The sequence below is a fragment of the Tessaracoccus sp. MC1679 genome (assembly GCF_014164775.1).
Taxonomy (GTDB): Bacteria; Actinomycetota; Actinomycetes; order Propionibacteriales; family Propionibacteriaceae; genus Arachnia.
In genome coordinates, this window is record NZ_JACJGB010000001.1 from 127148 (window position 1) to 151342 (window position 24195).

Below are 24195 nucleotides of genomic sequence, written 5' to 3' on the forward strand. Positions count from 1 at the left end.
GCCCCACAGATTACTACAAGAAACTTGTATCTAATCTCCGGGGTAGCCCCCATGGACTCCGACGGATCAGCCGAGCTGACCCGCGCCCGCTCGGTAACGGTCGACAACCACCGAGACCAGGCCGGGATGCGCGCCGAGGGGTTGGGCGACCACGTCTCCACCGGCCCTGGAGAGCCTGCGCTGGAAGAAGCCGGGCCCGATCAGGTAGGACGCCACAGCAACTGGGCCAGATCCGCCCGCCTCCGCGACAGCCTCAGGGACCCTGGGCTCGGCCGCTGAGAGGAACCCCACCGTGACGGGCCCGGCCCACCGATCCTGCACGGCGCGCGCCACACCGCGACCCACCTCCGCCGCCTCCGGGCGCGACGAACCGGCCACGGCCACCACCACCGCCGACCCTTCAGGGGCGCCGGCCTCGCGAAGGCGTTCCACGAGAGCGTCCTCCAGCCGGGGATCCGGACCCAGCGGGCCCGTGGACACCACCCGCCCCGGGTGGCCGGCGATCGCCTCTGCCACGTCCACCTCCGTGTGGAAGCCCAGCGTCAACAGCACGGGGACCACCACCACGCGGTGCCCCGCGTCGACGAGCCGGTCCACGACCGTGTCGAGCTTGGGTTCCTGAACGTCGACGTAGGCCACCTCGACGGTGACGTCGGGGAGGCGCTCCGCAGCGGCCGCGGCGATCGCCAGGACGGCGGCCTGTCCGTCGGGATCGTCTGTGCCGTGTGCGCACACCACGAGTGCCGGCGTCATGGGCTCACCTCCAAGCGGTAGCCGCGCCGGGGCACGGTGCGCACCAGCGATCGGTCACCCATACTGTCACGCAGTCGCGCCACGGCGACCTCGGCCGCGTGCGGGTCGTTGGAGCTGCCGGGGAGCACGGCCAGGATCTCCTCCCGCGACACCACGCCGCCCTTGGCCTCGACGAGGGAGCGCAACACGGAGAACTGCACCTGGCTGAGCGGGAGCGCGCGCCCACCCAGGCTCGCGGCGGACCGCCGGAGCCACAGCACCCCCGCCGGTGTGGCGACCTCGGCCACGCCGCGGGCGGACAGCGCAGCGGTGAGCTCCCGCACCAGCGCGCCGAGCCGGAACCGGTCCGGAATCAACGGGTCCAGGCCCAGCTCGATGAGGGGCGCGGCGGTGACGGGCCCCACGGTCGCGGGAAGGACGGGCCCCGCCATCGCCGCGATCGCGGCATCCCTCAACCCCTCCCGCTCGCAGGCGGCGAGGAACTCCACCACGCCGTGCGCGGACGTGAAGGCCACCGAGTCGACCTCGGCGGCCGCCACCAGAGCGACGGCGCGGCTCACCGCCTCGGGGTCCGGGGAGGGCCCCCACCGGTACACCACCAGCGACGTCACTCGGGCGCCCAGATCGACGAGGAGCTCGTCGATGCCGTCGCTGCCCGCGCCGTGGTGCTGCACGGCCACGTGCAGGCCCGCGACGCCCTCGGTCTCGAAGAGTTCCTTGATCTCGGCGGCCGTCTCCGAGTCCGCCACCCAGTCGGCCGTGAGGCCCGCGCCGTGGACCGCGCCCTGCGCCTTGGGTCCGCGCGCGATGATCCGGGCTCCCCGCAGCACCTCCAGCAGCTCCCCGGCGCACCCTGCGGCGTCCGCGGCCTCCATCCAGCCGCGGAACCCCACACCGGTGGTGGCCACCACCGCGTCCGGGGGATCGGCGATCAGCGCCCTGGTGTGGGCGATCAGCTGCTCGTCGTCGGCGTGGGGCACGATCGAGAGGATGGGTGCCCGGATGATCTCCACCCCTCGGCGCTCGAGCGCCGAGGCCAGTTCGGAGGCCCGTCGTTTCGCCGTCAGCACGACGCGGCAGCCGGCGAGCGAGTGCGCGCCGGCTGCCGCGGTGGAGCCGATGGCGGTCACCGTCGCGTCCATTCAGCCCGCCCTGGCCAGGCCCTCGGCGGGCCGACGCAGCGGAGCCTCCTCGGTGACCTGAGACCCGACGAACACCCGGCCGTCGAGCACCGCCACCGCCCACGTGCCGAGCGCCTTCGCAGGGTCCGACAGGCACACGCCCGTGCGGAGGTCGAAGGCCTGCTTGTACATGGGAGAGAAGAGTACGGGCACATCCTCCCCGTCCACCAGGGACGAACCCACCAGCCCACGGGCCATCACGTTGGCGCGCGCGAAGGGGTCCCACATGCCCACGGCGACCACGCGGTCGTCGTGGAGCCTGACGATGGCCACCTGCCGGCCGTCGATCATGGCGGCGACAGGCCTCTCGGGCAGCAGGTCGTCAAGGCGGCAGACGGGTTCGGTGGTGGTGATCATCGCGCTCCTCCAATGGGGATGGTGGGTCCGGCGACCAGGACCGGCCGCCGCTCGGAATCGACCAGTTCGACGCCGGACTCGCGGTCGGCGTCGGTGGCGGGGCGGGCCTGGCCACGCTCGCCCACGTACTGGAGGTTGTCGTCGACGGCGTCGGCCGCGTTGACGAAGCCCGCGAACCGGGCCAGCTTGACCGGGTCCTCCAGCACGTCGCGCCACTCGTCGCGGTAGCCGTCGACGTGGCCGGCCATGGCGGCGTCGAGGTCCGCGGCGATGCCGAGGGAGTCCTCCATGATGACCGTGCGGACGTGGTCCAGGCCGCCCTCGATCGACTCCAGCCACACGGCGGTGCGCTGCAGCCGGTCCGCCGTCCTCACGTAGTACATGAGGAAGCGGTCGATGGTGCGCACGAGCTCCTCGGTGGTGAGGTCCTCGGCCAGCAGGACGGCGTGGCGGGGGGTGAAGCCGCCGTTGCCGCCCACGTAGACGTTCCATCCCTTGTCCGTGGCGATGATGCCGACGTCCTTGCCACGGGCCTCGGCGCACTCACGCGCGCAGCCGGAGACGCCCAGCTTGAGCTTGTGCGGCGAGCGGAGCCCGCGATAGCGCAGCTCCAGGTCGATCGCAAGGCCCACGGAGTCCTGGACGCCGTAGCGGCACCAGGTGGACCCGACGCAGGACTTCACGGTGCGCAGCGACTTGCCGTAGGCGTGTCCGGACTCGAACCCGGCGTCGACGAGCCGCCGCCAGATGTCGGGCAGCTGGTCGATCCGGGCGCCGAACATGTCGATCCGCTGGCCTCCGGTGATCTTGGTGTAGAGCCCGAAGTCGCGGGCGATCTGGCCGATCACGATGAGCCCGTCCGGGGTGATCTCGCCGCCGGGCACGCGGGGCACGACCGAGTAGGTGCCGTCCTTCTGGATGTTGGCCAGCACGTGGTCGTTGGTGTCCTGGATCGCGGCCTGTTCGCCGGCGAGGATGTGCCCGTTGCCCAGGCTGGCCAGGATCGAGGCGACGACGGGCTTGCAGATGTCGCACCCGCGGCCGCGGCCGTGCCGGCCGATGATCTCGGAGAAGGTGGTGAGCCCGGTGATCCGGACCACGTCGAACAGCTGGGCCCGGGAGAGCTCGAAGTGCTCGCACAGGGCGTTGCTGACCACAGTCCCGGACTTCTCGAGCTCGGCCACCATCAGCTTGCGCACCAGCGGCAGGCAGGAGCCACAGCTGGTGCCCGCCTTGGTGCAGGCCTTGACGCCCGCGAGGTCGGTGCATCCGCCCTCTGTGACAGAGCACCGGATGGCGCCGGCCGTCACGTTGTTGCAGGAGCAGACGGGGGCGTCGTCGGGCAGCTCGCCCTGGACGGGGGCGCCATCCGCGCCGGCGGGCACCAGGTAGGCGGCGGGGTCCACGCCCAGCGGCCGGCCCAGCAGGGGCCGGAGGCCGGCGTAGGCCGAGGCGTCGCCCACCAGGATGCCGCCCAGCAGGGTGCGGGCGTCGTCGGAGAGCACCAGCTTCTTGTAGACGCCGGCGATCGGGTCGGTGTAGACCACGGACAGGGCGCCCTCGGTGGCGCCGAAGGCGTCGCCGAAGCTGGCCACGTCCACGCCGAGCAGCTTCAGCTTGGTGGAGAGGTCGCCGCCGGTGAAGGTGCCGGAGCGGCCGAGCATCTGGTCCACCGCCACCTCCGCCATGGTGTAGCCGGGGCCGACGAGGCCCCAGACGCGGCCCTGGATGCAGGCCACCTCGCCGATGGCGAAGATGTCGGGGTCCGCGGTGCGGCAGGAGTCGTCGACGACGATGCCGCCGCGCTCCCCCACCTCGAGGCCGGCATCGCGGGCGAGCTCGTCGCGGGGACGGACGCCGGTGGCGAAGATCACCACGTCCACGTCGATGGAGGAGCCGTCGTTGAAGACCATCTTCTCCACGGCGATCCGGCCCTTGATGGCCGAGGTGGCGGTGCCGACGCGCACGTCGACGTCCATGGCCTCGATGAGGCGCTTGAGCGACTCGCCGCCGCCCTCGTCCACCTGGAGGGGCATCAGCCTGGGCGCGAACTCGACCACCGTGGTGTCGGCGCCGAGCTTCTTCAGCGCTCCGGCAGCCTCGAGGCCCAGCAGTCCGCCGCCGATGACGGCGCCACGGACGCGGCGCTTCGGGTTGCGCTCCTGCAGGGTCTCGACGTAGCCGCGCAGGGCCGCCACGTCGTCGATGGTGCGGTAGACGAAGCAGCCGGGCAGCTCACGGCCGGGCACAGGCGGCATGAACGCGTAGGAGCCGGTGGCCAGCACCAGGGAGTCGTAGGCGTGCGACATGCCGTTCTCGGTGATGACGGTGTGCGCCGCCGGGTCCACGGAGACCACCTTGGCGCCGCGGCGCAGCTTGACGTTCGGGTCCTGCCAGAGGTGCGCCTCGCCGAGGTTGAGCAGCTCGGGGTCGCGGTTCTCGAAGTAGCTGGTCAGGGCCACCCGGTCGTAGGGCGGGCGAGGCTCCTCGGCCAGCACGGTCACGCGCCACTCGCCGGCCTCGTCGCGCGAACGCAGCGCCTCGACGAATCGGTGGGCGACCATGCCACCCCCGACCACCACACACAGCTTGCTCATATCGGCCTCCAGGGGTCTTGTCGGTTGGGCTCCTCGGTATCTACGACGCTAGGCGGCGCAGTTTCCGGGGCTGGATCATTCACGTTTCGGCTGTGCAACAAGCCACTCACGCGACGGTGACCCGCTCGAGTGAGGTTCGCGGGCTGCCGGCTGCGCCGAGGGCGGCGACCAGGCTGCAGACGTCGGAGGTGCAGCTTCCGCATCCGGTGGAGGCGCGCGTCGCCGACGCGACGGCCTCAGGAGTGTCGGCGCCTGCCTTGACGGCATCGGTGATGGCCGCCTTGGTCACGGCGTTGCAGCGACACACGACAGCCGCGTCGGGCAGGTCGACCACCGACATCGCCGGGGCAGCGCCGGCGAGCGGGCGGGCCAACAGCGCGGCCGGGTCGTCGGGGACGGGCGTGCGGGAGTCGAAGGCCACCGTCAGGTCGGCCGCGACCTGGGCATCGCCTACGCAGGTGGCGCCCACGAGCAGGCCGTCGGCGACGGCGACGCGCACGCGTCGGCGGCCGACGGGGTCGGTGAGGCTGAGCACCCGCGGGGCGCCGGGCGCGAACTCGTCGTCAGGAAACTCGCCCATGGTGACGGCATCGAGACCCTCGGCCTTCACCCGGAACACGCCGGCGTCTGCGCCGAGCACGGGGCGGGGACCGGAGCGGCCGCTGATCTTCTCTGCGAGGTGGTGCGCCAGGACACGTGCCTGCTCCCAGCCGGGACCCACCAGCCCGGGACAGCCACGGGGGGTGCGGGCACAGTCGCCGATGGCGTAGATGGCCGGATCGTCGGTGCGGCAGGTGTCGCTGACGAGGATGCCGTTGCGGACCCAGATGTCGGCCGCCTCGGCGAGCCGGGTGCGGGGCCTGACCCCGATCGCCACCAGCAGCATGTCCGCGGGGATGTGCCGGTCGTTGGTGAGACGCACGGAGGTGAGGGCGCCGTCGCGACGACGCTCCACTCCCGCGACACGCACGTCGACGAGCGTGGTGATGCCCCGGTCGGCCAGCCCGGCCCGGACAACGGCGCCACTCGCGGGATCGAACTGCCTGTCCAGGGGCGCCGAGCCGCGATGGACGATGGTGACCGCGCTACCTGCCTCGGCGAGCGCGACGGCGGCCTCGATGCCCAGCACCCCGCCCCCCATGACCACCACCTTGGAGCCCTCGACGGCGGCCGCACGGACGCGGTCCGCGTCGTCCCAGGTGCGCAACGCGGCCACGCCCGGCATCGGGGAGCCGTCTGCCCGGACCACTCCGTCGAGGGTGGGGAAGACCGGATCGGCTCCGGTGGCCAGCACGAGCGTGTCGAAGGGGTGTTCCTCCCCCGTAGCGTCGACGACCGTGCGGTTGCGGCGGTCGATCCCGGTGGCCTTGCGGGCGCGCAGCATCCGCACGCCACGGCTCTCGGGCAGCGTGAGCCCCGGCAGGTCCGCCCGGCCGAGGATGACATCGGGTAGGAGGATCCGGTTGTAGGCGGCGTGCCCCTCCTCGCCCAGGACGGTGACCTCGACGTCGTCGAGGTGGTGGGAGGCCAGGTCGGCGAGGAAGCGGTGCCCCACCATGCCGTGGCCCACGACGACGATCCGGTGGCTCATGCAACTGCTCCGATCCGCGTCAGCCGCACGGCCGCGACCTTGAGCTCGGGCATGCCCGAGATGGGGTCGGTGGCGGCGTTGGTGACCCGGTTGACCGCGCCGGCGTCCGGGTAGTGGAAGGGCATGAAGACCGTGTCGTGGCGGATGCCCTCGGTGAGCCTGGCCACCGCCTCGCAGCTGCCTCGACGCGAATGCACCGCCACCCGGTCACCCGCCGCGACACCCAACCTCTGCGCGAGGAGAGGGTGCAGCTCGATATAGGCCTCGGGCTCCACGCTGTTGAGGGCCGGGACGCGCCGCGTCTGCGCGCCGGACTGGTAGTGCTGCAGGACCCGGCCGGTCACGAGGTAGAGCGGCAGCTCCGGGGTGAGCTCGTCGTCGGGTGGGGTCTGGTCGACGGGGTGGAGGACCGCGCGCCCGTCCGGGGTCTCGAACCGGTCCAGGAACACCCGCGGCGTGCCGGGGTGGTCTGGGGCGGGGCATGGCCAGTAGAGGGCGTCGCCGTCGCGGAGCCGCTGGTGGCTGAATCCGGCGTAGTCGGCCACTCCGCCAGCGCTGGCCCGGGCCAGCTCGTCGAACACGACGGCTGGGTCGGCGCTGAACGGGATGGGGCTTCCGAGGCGCTCGGCCAGGTCGCTCCACACCTCCAGCTCGGTCCGCACACCGACGGGGGGCAGGGTGGCGCGGGCGCGCAGCAGCAGGCGCCCCTCGAGGTTGGTCATGGTTCCGGTCTCCTCGGCCCACTGGGTGACGGGGAGGACGACGTCGGCCATGGCGGCGGTCTCGGACAGGAAGAAGTCGGCCACCACGAGGAGGTCGAGGGCCTGGATCCGCTCGGTGAGGCGCAGTACGTCGGGCAGGCTGACCACCGGGTTGGATCCGTGGATGAGCATCGCCCGCGGGCCGCCGGGGGTGGCGAGCGACTCGAACAGCGCGACAGCCGGCTTCCCGGGGCCTGGGAGGGAGTCGGGATTCACCCCCCAGACGGCGGCGACGTGCCCGCGGGCGGCGGGGTCGGTGATCGAGCGGTACCCGGGCAGTTGGTCCGCCTTGAGGCCGTGCTCGCGGCCGCCCTGGCCGTTGCCCTGGCCGGTGAGGCACCCGTAGCCGGAGCCCACCCGTCCGGGCAGGCCGAGGCACAGCGCGAGGTTCACGGCGGCGGTGACGGTGTCGGTGCCGTGGGCGTGCTGCTCGGCCCCGCGGCCGGTCAGCACGTAGGCGCCGCGGCCGCCGCGCGCCGGGCTGGCCTCGGCGAGCAGGCGGGCGGCCCTGCGGAGTTCGGTCACCGGGACGCCCGTGACGCGTTCCACCCGCTCCGGCCACCACGCGGCCAGGCTGGCGCGCAGCTCGTCGACGCCGTTGGCGCGCTCGGCCAGGTAGTCGCGGTCGATCAGGCCCTCGGTCCACAGGATCTGGGTGAGGCCGAGGAGAAGGACCAGGTCCGTGCCGGGCAGCGGGCTGAGGTGCAGGCCCCGGCCGTCGCCGGTGAGGGCCGCCGTCGGCGTGCGGCGGGGGTCGACGACGATCAGCCCGCCCGCCTCCTGCGCCCCAGACAGGTGGGTGCAGAACGGAGGCATCGTCTCGGCGGGGTTGGAGCCCACCAACAGGATCGCGCCGGCGCCGTCGAGATCGGTGAGCGGGAAGGGCAGCCCCCTGTCGAGCCCGAAGGCCCTCCGGCCGCCGGCCGCGGCCGACGACATGCAGAACCTGCCGTTGTAATCGATGTTGGGCGTCTGCAGCGCCACCCGGGCGAACTTGCCGAGCTGGTAGGCCTTCTCGTTGGTGAGCCCGCCGCCCCCGAACACCGCCACCGACTCCGGCCCGTGCTCCACCCGTAGGCGGATCAGCGTGTCGGCGACCAGCGTCAGCGCGGTGTCCCAGTCCGTGGGCACCAGCTCACCGTCGCGGCGCACCAGGGGGCTGGTGAGCCGGTCGGGGGTGGTGAGCACCTCGGCGGACGTCCACCCCTTCTGGCAGAGCCGGCCCCGGTTGGTGGGGAAGTCCAGCGGGGTCACCGTCGGGGTCACCACCGGGTCTGACGGCGCCACGTTCATCGCGCACTGGAGCGCGCAGTAGGGGCAGTGGGTGGCGGTCATGGGTCAGACCTTCAGCGCGGCCATGCGTGAGCCGCGGCGCAGGTAGGTGAACCAGGTGACACCCAGCATGAGGAGGTAGGCGCCCACCATGGCCCAGAGGGCCGCCTGCAGGTCCCCGGTCAGGGTCCTGGAGAGGGCGAATCCCTGCGGGATGAGGAAGCCGCCGAAGGCACCGATCGCGCCGGCGATGCCGATGCAGCCGGCGGCCGCGCGGCCAGCCGCCATCAAGGATCCGGTGCTGTTGTCGCGGACGGTGCCGGCGAAGACCGCAGGGATCATCCGGTAGACGGAGCCGTTTCCGATACCGGTGAAGACGAACAGCCAGAGAAAGGAGATGAAGAAGATCGCGAACGATTCGAGCCGAAGCCCGATGATCGCACCGACCGCCCCCACCGCCATCGCGACGAAGGATGCGCAGGTGACCAGCGCGCCGCCCACCCGGTCTGCGAGGAATCCACCGAAGGGGCGCGAGACCGAGCCCACCAGCGCGCCCATGAAGGCGAGCGAGAGGGTCACCGCCGGGAAGAGGTTCTTCAGCAGCGTCGGGAAGGTGGCGGAGTAGCCGATGAACGAGCCGAAGGTGCCGATGTAGATGAACGACAGGATCCAGGTGTGCGGGTTGCGCAGCGCGGCCGCGTAGGCGCGTGGGTCGGACTTGGCGTTGGACAGGTTGTCCATCCCGCGCCAGGCCAGCACTGCTGCCAGGAGTGCGAGCGGGATAAACATCAGGCCAGCCCGGTCCAGGCTGACCCCGGCCCCGATGGTGATGACGATCGGGACGGCGAGCTGCACGGCGGCGGTGCCGAGGTTTCCACCTGCGGCGTTCAGGCCGAGCGCGGCGCCCTTCTCCTTGGCTGGGAAGAAGAAGGAGATGTTGGCCATCGACGAGGCGAAGTTGCCGCCGCCGAAGCCCGCGAGGGCCGCGATCCCCATCAGCGCCATGAATGGCAGCTCGGGGTGGTTGACGGCCCACGCCAGCGCGCCAGCGGGGAGGAGTAGCAGGAGGGCCGAGACGACGGTCCAGTTGCGGCCGCCGAAGCGGGGCACTGCGAACGTGTAGGGAAGGCGGAGCGTGGCGCCGACAAGGGCCGGCGTCGAGACCAGCCAGAACATTTCGTTGATGCTGAGGTTGAAGCCCACGCCGTTGAGCTGCGGGACGACGATGCTCCACAGCGCCCAGACGGCGAAGCCGAGAAACTCGGCGAAGATCGACAGCGTGAGGTTGCGGCGCGCGATGGGCCGGCCCACACTCCCCCACTGTTCCGGGTTCTCGGGGTCCCAGCCGTCGATCCAGCGACCGGGACGGTACGTGAGGCCTCCAGCGGCGGGAAGCGCCCGGGCGGCGACCTGGTCAGCCGTCAGGGTGTCGTCGACCATCCCCTCCGGCTCGTTCGACGGATGTGTCTGGGTGGTAGTCATGGTCGCTCCTTCGGCTCTTTCTCGGTCACGGGATACCTGAGCGACGCTGCTCCCCACAGAAACTACGTAGAGGATGTGACGGGCGATGAGCCGCCCGGTAACGGGCCTGTGACCTCTTCCTCACGCGGATTCCCCGCCGAGCGTGAGGAGAACGCGGGGCCGATCAGGCCGAGAGCCCGCGTCAGGTGACCCTAATGGTGTCGTCGTCGACGAGGGGTCTGCAACTTGCGATCCATAGAGCGGCTTCTGCATATATGCGCAGATGCCGCTCTATGGATAGGAAGTTGCAGACACACAAACAGTGGGACCGTCTTTTCCTCGCAGGAGGGGTGGGTTCGACCGGGATCCCCCTCCGGCCTTGACGGAGCACCCGGGCTGAGCGCACGGACCTGCCGCTCCTGGTGTGATCTGGATGGCGAAGATCGACCGATGTAGGCTTGACGGTGGTACTGCTCGCGGTACCATATCTCTGTGGCGACCGTGGACAAGCTCGTGGCAGCGATGCGTAAGAATCCACGGAACGTGCGCTTCGACGACCTCCACCAGGTCTGCGAGCACTACTTCGGTCCGCCCCGCAGAACCGGCGGATCACACGCGGTGTTCAAGACCCCTTGGCCCGGTGATCCCCGGGTGAATATCCTCCAACAGCAACGGCCAGGCCAAGCCGTACCAGGTGCGGCAGGTGCTGGCCGCGATCGACGAGAAGGAGGCGAAGTGATGTCCCACACCGAAACGGCCGACGTGTCCCGTTATACCTACCGGGTGACGTGGTCGGTCGAAGACGACGAGTTCGTCGCCACCTGCGCCGAGTTCCCCTCGCTGTCGTGGCTCGCCGACTCCCAGCCGGCTGCCCTCCAGGGGCTGGTTGACCTGGTCGCCGACACCGTGGCCGACCTCTTGGCAGAGGGTGAGGCCGTCCGCGAACCGCTGTCGGAGCGGAGCTATTCGGGCAAGTTCAACCTCCGTGTCGGTGAAAGCCTGCACCGCCGCCTCGCGATCCAAGCTGCCGAAGAGCACCTCAGCCTCAACCAGTACGTCGTGCAACGCCTCTCAGAGGCCTCCTGAGCCACCTCTGGAACATCCGCAATTGCCGCAGCCAGCGCGTTCGATCCTGCCGAGAGTCGCGCTTTCGGCGCACAGCAACCGCGGGCGCTGAGTTGTACGTTTCAGCTGTTCCAGCGGCTATCATGGGTGGCATGACTGAGATGACTGTGAGCGACGCCCGGGCCCGCCTCGCTGATGTCGTGGACGCGGCCCGCGTGGGGCACGACCCGGTGTACCTGACCCGTCGGGGCCAGCGGGTGGCAGCCGTCATCGACGCCGACGACCTGGACCGGTTGATCGCGGCCGCGGAAGACCTGGCCGATCTCGAGGCTGGCCGTGTGGCACGTACCGAGATGGCCGATGGTGAGTCGGCGATCCCCTGGGAGCAGGTCAAGGCCGACCTCGGCCTGGCATGAGCTACCGGATCGAGGTCGCGCCCGCTGCGGTCCGACAGCTACGCAACCTGGACCGGGTCGCCCAGCGGCGGGTCCAGGCGGCGATCGAGTTGCTGGCGGGCGAACCGCGCCCGAGCGGGGCCACGAAGCTGGTTGGCGGCGACGGTGAGTGGCGTGTCCGGACCGGCGACTACAGGATCGTCTACGAGATCCACGACAACGTGCTGCTCGTCCTGGCGGGCTAGCAAGAGTGCATCCGCGGGACGCGGCAGCAGGATCGGCTCAATCTGCGAGGCATGCATGGGGGACGGATGTCGTGTTCGCTCCTCGCCACCAGAAGGGGATGTCCCGGTTCTGCGGTATAGAAGAAGCCCGGTATCCTGTCCGGGTTGACTCCGCCTCAGGGGTCGCGTGGCCCCGTAGCTCAGGGGATAGAGCAGAGGTTTCCTAAACCTTGTGTCGGAAGTTCGAATCTTCCCGGGGTCGCCAGCATCATCCCTGTCCCGTGTGCGGGTCGGTTTCGACGCAGCCGGTGGCGCTACGCCCACGGCTGGCTCAACCAGCGGGAGCTGGTCGGGATCGGCGAAGCTGGACCTCTTCCCACACCGTCACCGCGCCCACCACGAGCAGCAGCGGCAGCACGAACGCCACCATCACCAGCGAGAACCCGCGCAGCGCGTCGTGCTCCGCGGAGGCCAGCACCATGTAACCCAGGTACGCCGCGTACAGGGCGACGAACACGCCGCCCTCGAGCCGCACCACCCGATGCCCTGTGAACGCGACGGTGCCGAGCGCCAACGCGGCCGCGATCATCAGCGGCAGGTCCAGCGCCACGGACGACGCCGGCACCGGCAGTCCACCGGGCGAGAACAGTGCGGGAAGACCCAGGATGAGACCGATGTTGGCGATGTTGCTCCCCACGACGTTGCCCACCGCGATGTCGACCTCGCCGCGGCGCACGGCCGCGACCGTTGCGGCCAGCTCCGGCAGCGACGTCCCCAGGGCCACGATGGTCAGGCCGATAATCAGTTCCGAGACCCCCAGTCCGAAGGCGATGGACACCGCCCCCCGGACCAGCAGCTGTGCGCCGAACACCAGCGCCGCGACCCCCACCGCGACGAACGCCACCGACACCCACACCGGGGAGGGGGCCTCAACCTCCGCGTCGTCGCCGCCGGAGGCTGCCTCCCGGGCCACCGCCCTCCTGCCGAGGATGACGGTGGTCACCATGATGGTGACGAAGGCAGCCATCAGGATCACGCCGTCGATCAGGCCGAGGGAACCGTCGAGGCTGAGCAGCAGCAGCACGAAGGACAGGCCCACCATGGCGGGGAGGTCGAAGCGCAGCAGTTGGCGCTGCACGCTGAGCGCCGCCATCAGCGCGCCGACGCCGAGGATGAGCAGCACGTTGCCGGTGTTGCTGCCGATCACGTTGCCGACGGCCAGTTCCGGGGCGCCCGCCAGCACCGAGTCGACGGTGACCGCCAGCTCGGGCGCCGACGTCGCGACTGAGACCACGGTGAGACCGACCACCAGCGGCGACATTCCCAGGCGCCTGGCCAGCGACCCCGCTCCCCTGACCATCAGTTCGCCGCCGAGGACGAGCAGCACGAGACCGCCGAGGATGAGGAGGACGTCTGTCAGCACGCCCCTATCGTAGGGACGTCAGCGCAGCGAACCGTAGGTGTGCTGCGCCTTCTGCAGTGCCGACACGTAGCCCTCGCGCTCGTAGGCGTCCGGCGCGGCCTCCGCGGGCACCGCCAGGAGCCCGCGGGCCTTGGACAGCGTCAGGCCCTTAGCGGTCAGCCACTGGCCGAGGCCGTCGACGAGCACCTGCGCATAGGCAGGCCCGCGTCGGATGAGCGACGAGGTGGTCATCACGACGTCCGCGCCGGCGAGAATGTACTTGACCACGTCGTCGGCGGTGTCCACGCCGGTGGTGGCGGCCAGCGAGGCCTCCACCGTGCCGTGCAGCACCGAGATCCACGTGCGCGGCAGCCGCGCCTCCACCGGGGACGACAGCGTCACCCCGGACTCCACAGTCATGCGGTCCAGGTCGATGTCCGGCTGGAGGAACCGGTTGAACAGAACCAGCCCGTCCGCCCCCGCCGCGTCGAGGCGGACCGCCATGTTGCCCACCGAGGAGAAGTAGGGGCTGAGCTTCACCGCCACGGGAATGCCGACGGCGCCCTTGACCGCGGCGAGGATGGCCAGGTGCCGCTCCTCCACCGAGTGGCCCGACATCATCACGTCGCCGGGCACGAAGTAGATGTTGAGCTCGATGGCGGCGGCTCCGGCCTCCTCCAGCTGGCGCGCCGTCTGCGTCCAGCCGCCCACCGAGGCCCCGTTGAGCGAGGCGATGAGGGGTACGTCGACGGCCGCGGCCGCCTGTTCCACCAGGGTGAGGTAGGCGTGGCTGGCGTCGTGGGCCGCCCTCGGTACCGTCGGGAAGTAGGACAGCGCCTCCGCGTGTGAGTCCTCGTACATCTCCTCCAGCGCCGCGACCGCCTCAGCCTCGCGGCGCAGCTGCTCCTCGAACAGCGAGTACAGCACGACGGCACCGACGCCGCCGTCGGCCAGCGCCCTCACGCCGGCCACCGTCTGCGACAGCGGCCCTGCGGACGCGACGACCGGGTTGCGCAGGGTGAGCCCCAGGTAGGTGGTGGCGAGATCGGTCATCATCGGTTCCTCGGATCGGCTGCGAACTGGTGAGCGCCCCGGCCGGCGAGCTCTTCGTACTCGGACCACTTGCGGTCCACCTGCTCCTGCGCCAGGGCAAGGAGGCGGTCCGCCTCCACGGGATCCGCCGCGCGAAGCACCTTGTAGCGCAGCTCGGCGGACTGGTACTTCTGCAGCGACATCCGCGGCCGCGGCGAATCCAGCAGGAACGGGTTGCCGCCCGAGTCGCGGATGACGGGGTTGTAGCGCATCAGCGGCCAGTGTCCGGAGTTGACGGCCCGGTACTGCTGCTCGAGGCCCTTGCGGATGTCGTAGCCGTGCGCGATGCAGTGGCTGTAGGCGATGATCAGGCTGGGGCCGTCGTAGGCCTCGGCCTCCCTGAACGCCTTGAGCGTCTGCTGCGGGTCCGCGCCCATCGCCACGCGGGCCACGTAGACCGACCCGTAGGCCATCGCCTGCATGGCCAGGTCCTTCTTGTTGGTCAGCTTCCCGCCGGAGGCGAACTTCGCGACGGCGCCCAGCGGCGTGGACTTCGAGGCCTGGCCTCCGGTGTTGGAGTACACCTCGGTGTCCAGGACAAGGATGTTGACGTTGCGGCCGGAGGCCAGGACGTGGTCCACGCCACCCGAGCCGATGTCGTAGGCCCACCCGTCGCCGCCGACGATCCACACCGAGCGGCGCATCAGGTGATCCGCGACGCTGCGCAGGTCTTCCGCGGCGATCCCCTTGAGCCCGACGAGCTTCTCCTTGAGCCGGTTGACCCGCTCCAGCTGCGCGGTCAGTTCGGAGCCCTGGCGTTGGGGCGCGCCCAGGATTCCGTCGACCAGAGCGTCATCGCCGATCTCGTCGCGGAGCTCGGCAAGCCTCGTGCGGGCGAGGTTCTCGTGCAGGTCCGCGGCCAGGCGGATGCCCAGGCCGAACTCGGCGTTGTCCTCGAACAGGGAGTTGGACCAGGCCGGCCCGCGGCCCGCGGCGTTCTTGGCCCAGGGCGTCGTCGGCAGGTTGCCGCCATAGATCGAGGAGCAGCCGGTGGCGTTGGCGATGGTGGCGCGGTCGCCGAACAGTTGGCTGAGCAGCTTGAGGTAGGGCGTCTCACCGCAGCCGGAGCAGGCGCCCGAGAACTCGAACAGAGGCTCCAGGAACTGGGTGCCGCGGATGGTGCCGAAGTCCACCCGTGAGCGGTCGTTCTGCGGGATGGTCTCGAAGTACTCGACCGCCTCCTTCTCCTTCTCCCGTTCCAGCAGGGGAACCAGGTTGATCGCACGCCGCGACGGCTGGTCCACCGGCTTGACCGGACAGGCCTCCACGCACAGCCCGCAGCCGGTGCAGTCCTCCACGTAGACCTGAAGGGTGTAGCGGGTCTGCGGCAGGCCGGCGGCGTTCAGCGGCGCCGACTGGAACCCCTCCGGCGCGTCGCCGATGGCATCGGCCGGGTAGCTCTTGGCGCGCAACACCGAGTGGGGACAGACGAACGCGCAGTTGCCGCACTGGATGCAGGACTCGGCGTCCCACTCGGCCACGATCTCGGAGATGTTGCGCTTCTCGAACTTGGTGGTGCCCGACGGGTAGGTCCCGTCCACTGGGAGCGAGGAGACCGGCAGGTCGTCGCCGCGACCCGTCAGCATGGTCGCGGTGACGGTGCGCACGAACTTGGGCGCATTGGCGGGCACGGGCGGGATGAACCCGTGATCCGAGGAGGCGAAGTCCGGCACCACCACCTCGTGCAGCTCGGCCAGCGCCGCATCCACGGCCTCGTGGTTCTTGCGCACCACCTCGGCGGACTTGCGGGCGTAGGTCTTGGTGATCGCATCCTTGATCTTGTCGATGGCCTTGTCGCGTGGCAGGACGCCGGAGATGGCGAAGAAGCAGGTCTGCAGGATGGTGTTGGTGCGGCTGCCCAGCCCGGCGGCGCGCGCGACCTTCCCGGCGTCGATGACGTAGACCTTGATCCCCAGCTCGATGATCCGGCGCTGAACCGGGAGGGGAAGCTGATGCCAGGTCCCCTCCGGGCCGTAGGGGGCGTTGAGCAGCAGCACGGTGCCGGGCCTGGCGAACTCGAGCACGTCGACCCGCTCCAGGATGGACCAGTGGTGGCAGCCGATGAAGCCCGCCTGGTTGATCAGGTACGGCGCGTGGATGGGGTGAGGCCCGAAGCGCAGGTGCGACACCGTCCTCGACCCCGACTTCTTCGAGTCGTAGACGAAGTAGCCCTGCGCGAAGGTGTCCTCGGAGGAGCCGAGGATCTTGATGGTGTTCTTGTTGGCGCCGACGGTGCCGTCCGAGCCGAGGCCGTAGAAGACGGCGCGCAGGGTCTCGGGGTTCTCCAGGTCCAGCGTCGGGTCGTAGTCCAACGAGAGATGGGTGACGTCGTCGTGGATGCCGACGGTGAACCGCGGCCTGGGCGAATCGAGACCGAGCTCCTCGTAGATCGCCTGCACCATGGCGGGCGTGAACTCCTTCGACGACAGGCCGTAGCGGCCGCCGATGGTGATCGGCAGCTCGTCGCGCAGCCCGCCCGCGACAGCCTCCGCCAACAGCGAGGTCACGTCCAGGAACATCGGTTCGCCGGAGGCGCCCGACTCCTTGGTGCGGTCCAGCACCGCGACCCTCTTCGCGGTGGCCGGAAGGGCGGCCAGGAACGCGTCGGTGGGGAACGGCCGGTAGAGACGGATCTGGATGACGCCGACGCGCCCCCCTGCCTCGTTGATGCGGTCCACGACGGGGGTGACGGCCTCCACGCCGGAGCCCATGATCACCACGACGCGGTCCGCATCCGGCGCGCCGTGATACTCGACGAGCCCATAGCGGCGGCCGGTGAGTTCGGCGAACTTGTCCATCTCGTTGGCGATCACCTTCGGCGCCCACTGGTAGTACAGGTTGGCCGTCTCGCGGGACTGGAAGTAGGTGTCGGGGTTCTGCGCGGTGCCGCGGATGAACGGGTTGGCGGGGCTCAACGCACGGGCGCGGTGCTCCATCACCAGCTCGCGGGGGATGAACTGGCGCAGCTCGTCGTCGGTGAGCTTGGTCAGGGTGTTGAGTTCGTGGGAGGTGCGGAACCCGTCGAAGAAGTGCACGATCGGCAGCCGGGTGCGCAGCGTGGCCGAGTGCGCCACCGCGGCCATGTCGTGGGCCTCCTGCACGGAGGCCGAGCTCAGGAGGCACACCCCGGTCTGCCGGACGGCCATCACGTCCTGGTGGTCGCCGAAGATGGACAGGCCCTGCGTGGCCAGGGATCGCGCGGCCACGTGGAACACCGTCGAGGTGAGCTCGCCGGCGATCCGGTACATGTTGGGGATCATCAGGAGCAGGCCCTGCGACGCCGTGAACGTGGTGGACAGCGCACCGCCCTGGAGGGCGCCGTGCATGGCTCCGGCCGCGCCGCCCTCGGACTGCATCTCGATGACGGTGGGAACCTGGCCGTAGATGTTGGCCCGGCCGTGCGCGGACCACTCGTCGGCCAGCTCCGCCATCGTCGACGACGGGGTGATGGGGTAGATCGAGCACAGCTCGCTGACGCGGTAGGCGACGTCGGCCGCTGCCTCGTTGCCGTCAATGATGGCCTTGGTGCTCATCGGGGGCCCTCCTGGATCATCTCGATGGCGTGGACGGGGCACTGCTCGAAGCAGCTGGCACAGCCGGTGCACTTCTCGTAGTCGAAGCGGTACCGGTTGCCCTTGCCGAGCTTGATCACCGCGTCCTCGGGGCAGGCGCCCAGGCAGCCGTCGCATTCGAAACAGTTGCCGCAGCTCAGGCACCGGTCGGCCTCGTAGGCGGCCTCTGCGTCGGTGAGGCCCGCTACCACCTCGCCGAAGCCTTCGAGCCGCTCCTCGATGTCGGTCTCGGCCTGGACACGGCGCTCGTGGTCACCGAAATACCACAGGTTCATCATCGGGAGGGTGACCACCGGGTGCTTCTCCACCGGCACCCATTCCTCCTTGTTGAGCCAGGCGTCGATCCGCCGGGCCGCCTTCTTGCCGTGGCCCACGCCGATGGTGACGGTGCGGTCCGACGGCACGGCGTCGCCGCCGGCGAAGATGCCCGGCACCGCCGTCATCAGGCTGTGCGGGTCCACCTCCACCACGTCGTCGTTGAAGCTCATCCCGGGGATGGCGCGCAGGAAGTGGGTGTCGGCGCGCTGGCCGAGGGCGAGGATGACGGTGTCCGCCTCCAGCTTCTCGAACACCCCGGTGCCGCGGGCCTTGCCGTCCTCGTCGAGCTCCATGATCTCGACGGTGAGGTCCTCGTCGTTCATCGAGGTGATGGTGCGCAGCCAGTTCATCTGCACGCCCTCCGCCTGGGCCCCCTCCAACTCGTCGGCGTGGGCGGGCATCTGCGCCATGCTGCGGCGGTACACCACCACCGATTCCTCGGCGCCGAGCCGGCGCGCGACGCGGGCCACGTCCATCGCGGTGTTGCCGCCGCCGTAGATCGCCACCTTGCGCCCGATGATGGGGCGCTCGCCGGAGGCGACGTCGCGCAGGAAGCTGACGGCGTCCAGCACTCGGGTGGCGTCTGCTGCAGGGATGTCGACGCGCTTGGAGATGTGGGCACCCACTGCCACGAAGACCGCGTCGAACGCGCCATCGCGCTGGGTGGCGAGAAGATCCTTGATGGGGGTGTTCTGCCGGAACACCACGCCGAGCTCCACCAACCGCAGCAGCTCGGCGTCCAGCACGTCGCGCGGAAGCCGGTACTCGGGGATGCCGTAGCGCATCATCCCGCCGGGTTTGTCGCCCGCGTCGAAGATCTCCACGGCGTGGCCGAGCCGGGCAAGGTGGTAGGCGGCGGAGAGGCCGGCCGGGCCGGAGCCCACCACCATCACGCGCCTGCCGGAGCGGCGTCGGGGCTGCGGGACGCGCCAGCCTTTCTCAATCGCCAGGTCTCCGAGATAGCGCTCGACGGAGTGGATGGAGACCGCCTCGTCGAGGTCCTTGCGGTTGCAGTCCGTCTCGCACGGGTGGTAGCAGACGCGGCCGTGGATGGCCGGAAACGGGTTGTCGGCGACGAGCTGACGCCACGCCGCCTCCGCCTCGCCCGCTTTGATCAGCCGCAGCCACTCCTGGATGTTCTCCCCGGCAGGGCAGCCCGCGTTGCACGGCGGAAGCATGTCCAGATAGATCGGCTTCCGTGATCTCACCGGGGCCACCCGCCCCGCTGTGTGACTGAGATCCGGCTGGACTGTCATGTCCCTGCGCTCGGCGGCCATCGTTGCCCCTTTTCGTAGCTACTACCAAGCATCGTAGGGGGGCGGGGTATGCCGGGAGACCTGGGGGCAGACAAAGGCCCGCTTGTGAAAGCGGGCCTTTCGCGTCAGCTGTCGCTCACGCTCACGGCTTGGCTTGCGCCTCCTCGACGAGGGTGTCGATATCCAGGGCCTTGATCTGCTCGATGAGCGAATCCACCTGCTTGCCGTTGAGCAGGCCGGCCTGGCGGAAGACCAGGTTGCCGCGGCGGAAGGCCATGATGGTGGGAATGGACTGGATCTCCCACGCGGCGGCCACGTCACGGGCGTCCTCGGTGTCCACCTTGGCGAACACAACGTCGTCGTGACGGGCCGAGGCATCCTCATAGATCGGCGCGAAGCGCTTGCACGGGCCGCACCAGTCGGCCCAGAAGTCGATCAGCACGACCTCGTTCTCGTTGACGGTGTCGTTGAAGTTCTCTGCGGTCAGGGCTGTGGTCGCCATGGGCGATCCCCTTTCTTCCTTGTGTCGTTCGTCGCGGGGTACAACACGCGACTGCGGCGCGGTATTCCCGCAGTGGGACACCCCGTGGGGTATGGCCCAGCGTAGCCGACCTTCGGATCGGCTACTTGATGGCGATCAGCCGGCGCATGGGCAGCGGCACCCGGACCGGTCCTGATTGCTCGGCGCGGGCCGCGAGAAAGTCGACGGCGGCCATGGTGCGGTTCCGGGTCGTCGCCCCGCGGAGCCCTGCGAAGAGCCGCTCCGCGTCCTCGCGGTTCGCGATCTCCACGTAGTACTTCGCCCGACGGTCCTCGGCCTTGGTGAGGCCGGCGGCGAGGAGCGCGTCGCGCGCCCGGAACTCCGTGATCCCGGGCAGCAGCGGCGCCACCCGAAGGATCTGGGCCAGCCGGGTGACCAGCCGCAGGTCCTGGGTGTTGGCGGGGCGCAGCGACGGCGTCAGCGCGGCGAACACGCCGCCCGGGCGGAGCACCCGCGACACCTCGGACATCAGCCGCGGCCGGTCCGCCACGACGGCGATGCCCAGCGACGAGACCACGGCGTCGAAGCTGTTGTCCGAGAAGGGCAGGTACGACGCGTGGCCCAGCACCAGCGGTCCGCGGTGACGATGCGCCGCCTCGACCAGCTCCGCCTCCGAGCGGTCCAGCCCGATCACCGTCCGGCCGGGCCGCTGCAGCCGCTCGATCATCGCACCGGCGCCGCAGGCCAGGTCCAGCACCGTCGACGCCGAGGCCGACACCGAGCGCGCCAACCACTCGTAGGGCGTCCGATCACCGCCGTAGGCGCGGCTCAGCACGTCCTCCATGGCGCCCGGGCCGCTCGTCCCGAGCCACCTCAGCTCCTCATGGTTCTCACTCATCGCGACTCACGAACAGCAGTTCGGAGGCGAACAGGCCCACATCCGTGGTGACTCCGTCGATGTCCACCCGCACCACGTCCACATCGCGGTGGGCCAGGAGCGAGACGCCCGGCCTGAACCCGGCGGCAGCGAGCGCGGGCAGCATGCCGTGATCGGCCTGCAGATTCTCGCTCATCCGCTGCAGCACGAAGCGCTGCGGTTGATCGGTGACGAGGTCAGCAAGCGGGTCCGCGTGCTCCCGGAACGGCGTGTGCTCGACGTCCACGCCCAGTTCCTTGAGCCCCGGGATGGGGTTGCCGTAGGGCGAGCGGGTGGGCGAATCCAGGATGGCCACCAGCCGCTTCTCGACGTCGATGGAGATGACGTGCTCCCAGCGGCAGGCCTCGTCGTGCACCTTCTCCCACTCCAGCCCGATCACTTCGGTCAGCAGGCACTCGGCCAGGCGGTGCTTCCGCATCACGTCGCGGGCGAGCGTGGCCCCGGTGCGGGTGAGGCGGATCGTTCGGTCGGTGTCGACGTGCAGGAGGCCGTCGCGCTCCATGCGGGCGACGGTCTGGGACACGGTGGGGCCGGACTGGTGCAGCCGCTCGGCAATCCGGGCACGGAGGGGCTGCACCCCCTCTTCCAACAGCTCGTAGACGGTGCGGAGATACATCTCCGTGGTGTCGATCAGGTCGCTCATCCGGTTGCCCCCTTCGCCACCCATCCTAGTGTCGCGGGGTGGGTGCATCAGGGCCGAGGCGGGACCACCCATTCGCCGCGACGCATCACGGCGTGCAGGCGCCCATCGTCGTCGACGAGGCAGACGTCGGCCAGGCGGCCGGGCGCGAGGCGGCCCACGTCGTCGAGCCGGTGCCAGGCCGCGGGCGTGGTGGCCGCCATCAGGGCCGCGTCGGGGATACTCACCCCCACCTCCTGCACCACGAACTCGAACGCCTTGTCCATCGTCAAGGTCGAGCCCGCGATCGCGCCGGGTGCTCCGTCGGCGGTGACCAGCCGCGCGGTGCCGTCGGAGACCTCCACCTCGAGCTCACCCAGGATGTAGCGCCCGTCGCCCTTGCCGGTGGCGCTCATGGCGTCGGTGACCAGGGCGACGCGGCGGGGTGTCGCGGCGTCGATGCTCATCGCGGCGATCACGGGCTTGTGGTGGACACCGTCGCAGATCAGCTCCACCATCACGCGCTGGTCGGCCAGCAGGACCGGCACCGGGCCGGGGTCGCGGTGGTGGATCGAGCGCATCGCTGAGAACAGGTGGGTGGCGACGGTGGCGCCCCACTCGATGGACTCCGCGGTCCGGATGTCGTCCGCGTCGGAGTGCCCGAACGCCACCGCCACACCCGCCTCCGTGAAGCGACGGGTCGCGGCCTCGGCATGCTCGAGCTCCACGGCGAGGGTGATCATCCGCAGCGCCGGGCCGCCCGCGGCGATGAGCCGTTCGACCGAGGCCGGGTCCGGGACCCGCAGGAGCGCCTCGTCGTGGGCGCCCTTGCGCTCCGGGGCCAGGAACGGGCCCTCGAGGTGGATGCCCGCGAGATCGCCCGCATCATGCAGGGCGCGGAGGACCGCCAACTGCGCCTCCAGCTTCTCCAACGGCTCGGTGACGGTGCTGGCGAACATCGTGGTGGTGCCGTGCGTCCGGTGGTGCGCGATGGCCTCGAGGTTGCGGGCCGGGTCCGGGTCGCCGAAGCTGACGCCGACAGCGCCGTGGCAGTGGGTGTCGACGAACCCCGGCACCGCCCACAGCCGGCCCCCTCCCCCGCCTGGCTGGACGGACACGATGCGCCCGCCCTCGATCAGGATCGTGGCGTTCTCCACCACCCCTTCCGGAGTGACGGCATGGGCGACGGTGAGCTGATGGGCCATGGCCTCATCCAATCAGGTGCGGACGAGGAAGGTCACCGCGCCGGCGATCAGGGCGACGAGGCCGGCGAGCAGCAGCGCGATCGTCGTGCCGGTGCGCGCCGGGGCCGACTCCGGCCCGGGAACCTCCGCCTCGGCGCTGGCCGACGGCGACGCGGACGCCGAGGCGTCCGGCGAGGGGGATGCCGATGCCGATGGATCCACCGGGGGCGCGACCGTCGTGGTGACGTCCGACGACGGAACCTCGACCTCGCGGATCAGAGGGTTGCCGCCGACGAAGATCTGGTCATCCGGCCCCACTGCAAGCGACTCGCCCTCAGGGGCCCCGATGATGGTGTCGGTGGCCAACGGCTCCCACGTCAGCGCGTCGATGTACTCAATGCCCACGCCCGTTCGGAGCGCCAGGGTGGTGCCGTCGGAGAGGAACACCCCGTCCGTGACTCCCTCCGGAGCGTCGACGACGCGGGTCAAGGTGTTCATCTCCTGACGCGACGGTTCGAGCTCGGCGCGGTAGATGCCGGGGTCCGCCCCTGCGGTGGCGATGTAGATGCGGCCGCGGCCCGAGATCATCATGGCCTGCGCGTCGTGCGGTCCGTCCTCGTAGACGAAGTCGTAGGCGAAGTAGGTCAGCCGCGACTCGGTCAGCTCACTGAGCCGGAACACCACCACGAAGTCACGGGACGCGTCCGGATCACCGATGTCGCCCACCCACAACCGGTCTCCCCGCCAGGCGAGCGCCTGGACCGATTCAGGGTCACCCCCGAACGAGATCTCCCTGCCGTCCTCCGCGGACACGACCACCCCGTCGTCGGCCGACGGACCGGCCAGCCACAGCGTCGACGAGCCCGAGCCGTAGGCCATGCCCACCACCGGCGTGGAACCCTCCGGCGGCTCGACGTCCTCGGCCCAGGCAGGCAGGATGGCGCCGATCACCGCGATGAGAACAAGCGCCACCAGGACGCCCGTGACGATGATGCGGCGAGTTCTCGGATTCACTGTGCCGATGGTACGCCCACGGTTACCGTTGGATGCATGCAACAGCTCGTCGCGTGCGCCATCGCCATCGACGATGTGCGCGACATCTTCGGCGCCTCCCCCGCCCTCGCCGAACGGCTTCGGGCCTCGGCGGCCGCTTACTTTGCCCGCCCCGCCCCCGCACACCGCAGCTGGCTGCGTCCCCTCCTTCGCCGCGACCCCTCCACGGCCGTCGATCCCGCCGCGCCCTCGAGCGCGGACGTGGACGCGCTGCTCGACGGCGCCTACATCGCCCCGGACCGGGTGGCCCCGTCGTGGCGGGTGCTGATCGCGTGGCTGGAGGAGTTGGCCGCCGCCACCAGGAGGGTGGTCTGGGACGAGGCCGCCTTCGAGCGCACCGAATGGAACCTCGCCCGGGCCGGGCTCAACAGCGACTACTCGCTGCGCAGCCTCGCGGACCGCGACCTGGGCATCGCCCTGCGCATCCAGCCGGGACAGGTTGCCGGCTACGCCAAGCACGTGCACGCCGTCGAGACACTGGCCGGGTTGCGCGCGGCGTTCGACCACCCCGAGCTGACCGACGAGGACCGGAGGTTCCTCACCCCCCTCATCGAGGTACTCACCGTTGCCTCAGGGCAGCCGCACCTCGACGTGGTGGTGGTGGGAACCACCGCCTAGCCCCGC

The 24195-nt window shown here is 70.4% G+C and carries 20 protein-coding genes, 1 tRNA gene and 1 pseudogene; 6 read left to right on the plus strand and 16 right to left on the minus strand.

Annotated features, from left to right (window positions below; translation table 11 throughout):
- Nucleotides 1-66 precede the first annotated feature (66 nt).
- The 7 genes from H5398_RS17580 to H5398_RS00685 form a co-directional block, all read right to left on the minus strand.
- A complete protein-coding gene (locus H5398_RS17580; protein WP_182798621.1) occupies nt 67-753 on the minus strand; it encodes a sirohydrochlorin chelatase in 687 nt (228 codons plus the stop codon).
- On the minus strand, nt 750-1895 hold the full coding sequence (locus H5398_RS00660; protein WP_182798622.1) for a uroporphyrinogen-III synthase: 1146 nt from the start codon (nt 1893-1895) through the stop codon (nt 750-752). The genes H5398_RS17580 and H5398_RS00660 overlap by 4 nt, the downstream gene beginning before the upstream one ends.
- Nucleotides 1896-2291, minus strand: a complete 396-nt coding sequence (gene nirD, locus H5398_RS00665; protein WP_182798623.1) for a nitrite reductase small subunit NirD — start codon at nt 2289-2291, stop codon at nt 1896-1898.
- Nucleotides 2288-4888: a nitrite reductase large subunit NirB gene (nirB, locus tag H5398_RS00670; RefSeq protein WP_182798624.1), complete on the minus strand. Its 2601-nt coding sequence runs from the start codon at nt 4886-4888 to the stop codon at nt 2288-2290. Before nirB ends, nirD begins: the two co-directional genes overlap by 4 nt.
- A gap of 106 nt (nt 4889-4994) precedes the next feature.
- Complete coding sequence (locus H5398_RS00675; RefSeq protein ID WP_182798625.1) at nt 4995-6479, minus strand: FAD-dependent oxidoreductase; 1485 nt, start codon at nt 6477-6479, stop codon at nt 4995-4997.
- Nucleotides 6476-8575 carry a molybdopterin oxidoreductase family protein gene (locus H5398_RS00680; protein WP_182798626.1) on the minus strand — a complete coding sequence of 700 codons (2100 nt, stop codon included), beginning with the start codon at nt 8573-8575 and terminating at the stop codon, nt 6476-6478. Before H5398_RS00680 ends, H5398_RS00675 begins: the two co-directional genes overlap by 4 nt.
- 3 nt (nt 8576-8578) lie before the next feature.
- Nucleotides 8579-9994 carry an MFS transporter gene (locus tag H5398_RS00685; protein ID WP_182798627.1) on the minus strand — a complete coding sequence of 472 codons (1416 nt, stop codon included), beginning with the start codon at nt 9992-9994 and terminating at the stop codon, nt 8579-8581.
- Between the two features lie 501 nt (nt 9995-10495).
- On the opposite strand from H5398_RS00685, the pseudogene H5398_RS17615 reads away from it, so the two are divergent.
- The 5 genes and pseudogenes from H5398_RS17615 (at nt 10496) to H5398_RS00705 (ending at nt 11922) form a co-directional block, all read left to right on the plus strand.
- Nucleotides 10496-10712 (plus strand): annotated as a pseudogene (locus H5398_RS17615) (toxin HicA).
- On the plus strand, nt 10712-11059 hold the full coding sequence (locus tag H5398_RS00690; RefSeq protein ID WP_182798628.1) for a type II toxin-antitoxin system HicB family antitoxin: 348 nt from the start codon (nt 10712-10714) through the stop codon (nt 11057-11059). Before H5398_RS17615 ends, H5398_RS00690 begins: the two are co-directional and overlap by 1 nt.
- A 131-nt stretch (nt 11060-11190) precedes the next feature.
- Nucleotides 11191-11454 (plus strand): type II toxin-antitoxin system Phd/YefM family antitoxin, encoded by a 264-nt coding sequence (locus tag H5398_RS00695; protein ID WP_220489031.1) that lies wholly within the window; start codon nt 11191-11193, stop codon nt 11452-11454.
- The gene (locus tag H5398_RS00700; RefSeq protein WP_182798630.1) at nt 11451-11678 is read left to right on the plus strand and encodes a type II toxin-antitoxin system RelE/ParE family toxin; all 228 of its coding nucleotides are present in this window, start codon (nt 11451-11453) and stop codon (nt 11676-11678) included. Before H5398_RS00695 ends, H5398_RS00700 begins: the two co-directional genes overlap by 4 nt.
- A 168-nt stretch (nt 11679-11846) precedes the next feature.
- Nucleotides 11847-11922: transfer RNA gene (locus tag H5398_RS00705), tRNA-Arg, on the plus strand.
- Between the two features lie 66 nt (nt 11923-11988).
- Here H5398_RS00705 and H5398_RS00710 read toward each other — a convergent pair.
- The 9 genes from H5398_RS00710 to H5398_RS00750 all read right to left on the minus strand — a co-directional run bounded on the left by H5398_RS00710 (nt 11989) and on the right by H5398_RS00750 (nt 23532).
- Nucleotides 11989-13080, minus strand: coding sequence for a calcium/sodium antiporter (locus H5398_RS00710; RefSeq protein ID WP_182798631.1), 1092 nt, complete (start codon nt 13078-13080; stop codon nt 11989-11991).
- A gap of 18 nt (nt 13081-13098) precedes the next feature.
- Entirely contained in the window at nt 13099-14112 is a 1014-nt protein-coding gene (locus H5398_RS00715; protein ID WP_182798632.1) for a dihydroorotate dehydrogenase-like protein, read from the minus strand.
- Nucleotides 14112-17684 carry a pyruvate:ferredoxin (flavodoxin) oxidoreductase gene (gene nifJ / locus H5398_RS00720; RefSeq protein WP_182798633.1) on the minus strand — a complete coding sequence of 1191 codons (3573 nt, stop codon included), beginning with the start codon at nt 17682-17684 and terminating at the stop codon, nt 14112-14114. Before nifJ ends, H5398_RS00715 begins: the two co-directional genes overlap by 1 nt.
- Nucleotides 17681-19318 carry an NAD(P)-binding protein gene (locus H5398_RS00725; protein ID WP_182798634.1) on the minus strand — a complete coding sequence of 546 codons (1638 nt, stop codon included), beginning with the start codon at nt 19316-19318 and terminating at the stop codon, nt 17681-17683. The genes nifJ and H5398_RS00725 overlap by 4 nt, the downstream gene beginning before the upstream one ends.
- Nucleotides 19319-19439: 121 nt before the next feature.
- The gene (gene trxA / locus H5398_RS00730; protein ID WP_182798635.1) at nt 19440-19799 is read right to left on the minus strand and encodes a thioredoxin; all 360 of its coding nucleotides are present in this window, start codon (nt 19797-19799) and stop codon (nt 19440-19442) included.
- A gap of 121 nt (nt 19800-19920) precedes the next feature.
- Entirely contained in the window at nt 19921-20676 is a 756-nt protein-coding gene (locus H5398_RS00735; protein ID WP_182798636.1) for a class I SAM-dependent methyltransferase, read from the minus strand.
- The gene (locus tag H5398_RS17585; protein ID WP_182781731.1) at nt 20669-21358 is read right to left on the minus strand and encodes a metal-dependent transcriptional regulator; all 690 of its coding nucleotides are present in this window, start codon (nt 21356-21358) and stop codon (nt 20669-20671) included. Before H5398_RS17585 ends, H5398_RS00735 begins: the two co-directional genes overlap by 8 nt.
- A gap of 47 nt (nt 21359-21405) precedes the next feature.
- Nucleotides 21406-22539: an N-acetylglucosamine-6-phosphate deacetylase gene (locus tag H5398_RS00745; protein WP_182798637.1), complete on the minus strand. Its 1134-nt coding sequence runs from the start codon at nt 22537-22539 to the stop codon at nt 21406-21408.
- A 12-nt stretch (nt 22540-22551) separates the two neighbouring features.
- Nucleotides 22552-23532 carry a hypothetical protein gene (locus H5398_RS00750; RefSeq protein ID WP_182798638.1) on the minus strand — a complete coding sequence of 327 codons (981 nt, stop codon included), beginning with the start codon at nt 23530-23532 and terminating at the stop codon, nt 22552-22554.
- Nucleotides 23533-23568: 36 nt separating this feature from the next.
- Between H5398_RS00750 and H5398_RS00755 the strand changes: the two genes are divergently transcribed.
- The gene (locus H5398_RS00755) at nt 23569-24189 is read left to right on the plus strand and encodes a hypothetical protein (protein ID WP_182798639.1); all 621 of its coding nucleotides are present in this window, start codon (nt 23569-23571) and stop codon (nt 24187-24189) included.
- Nucleotides 24190-24195: the final 6 nt, after the last annotated feature.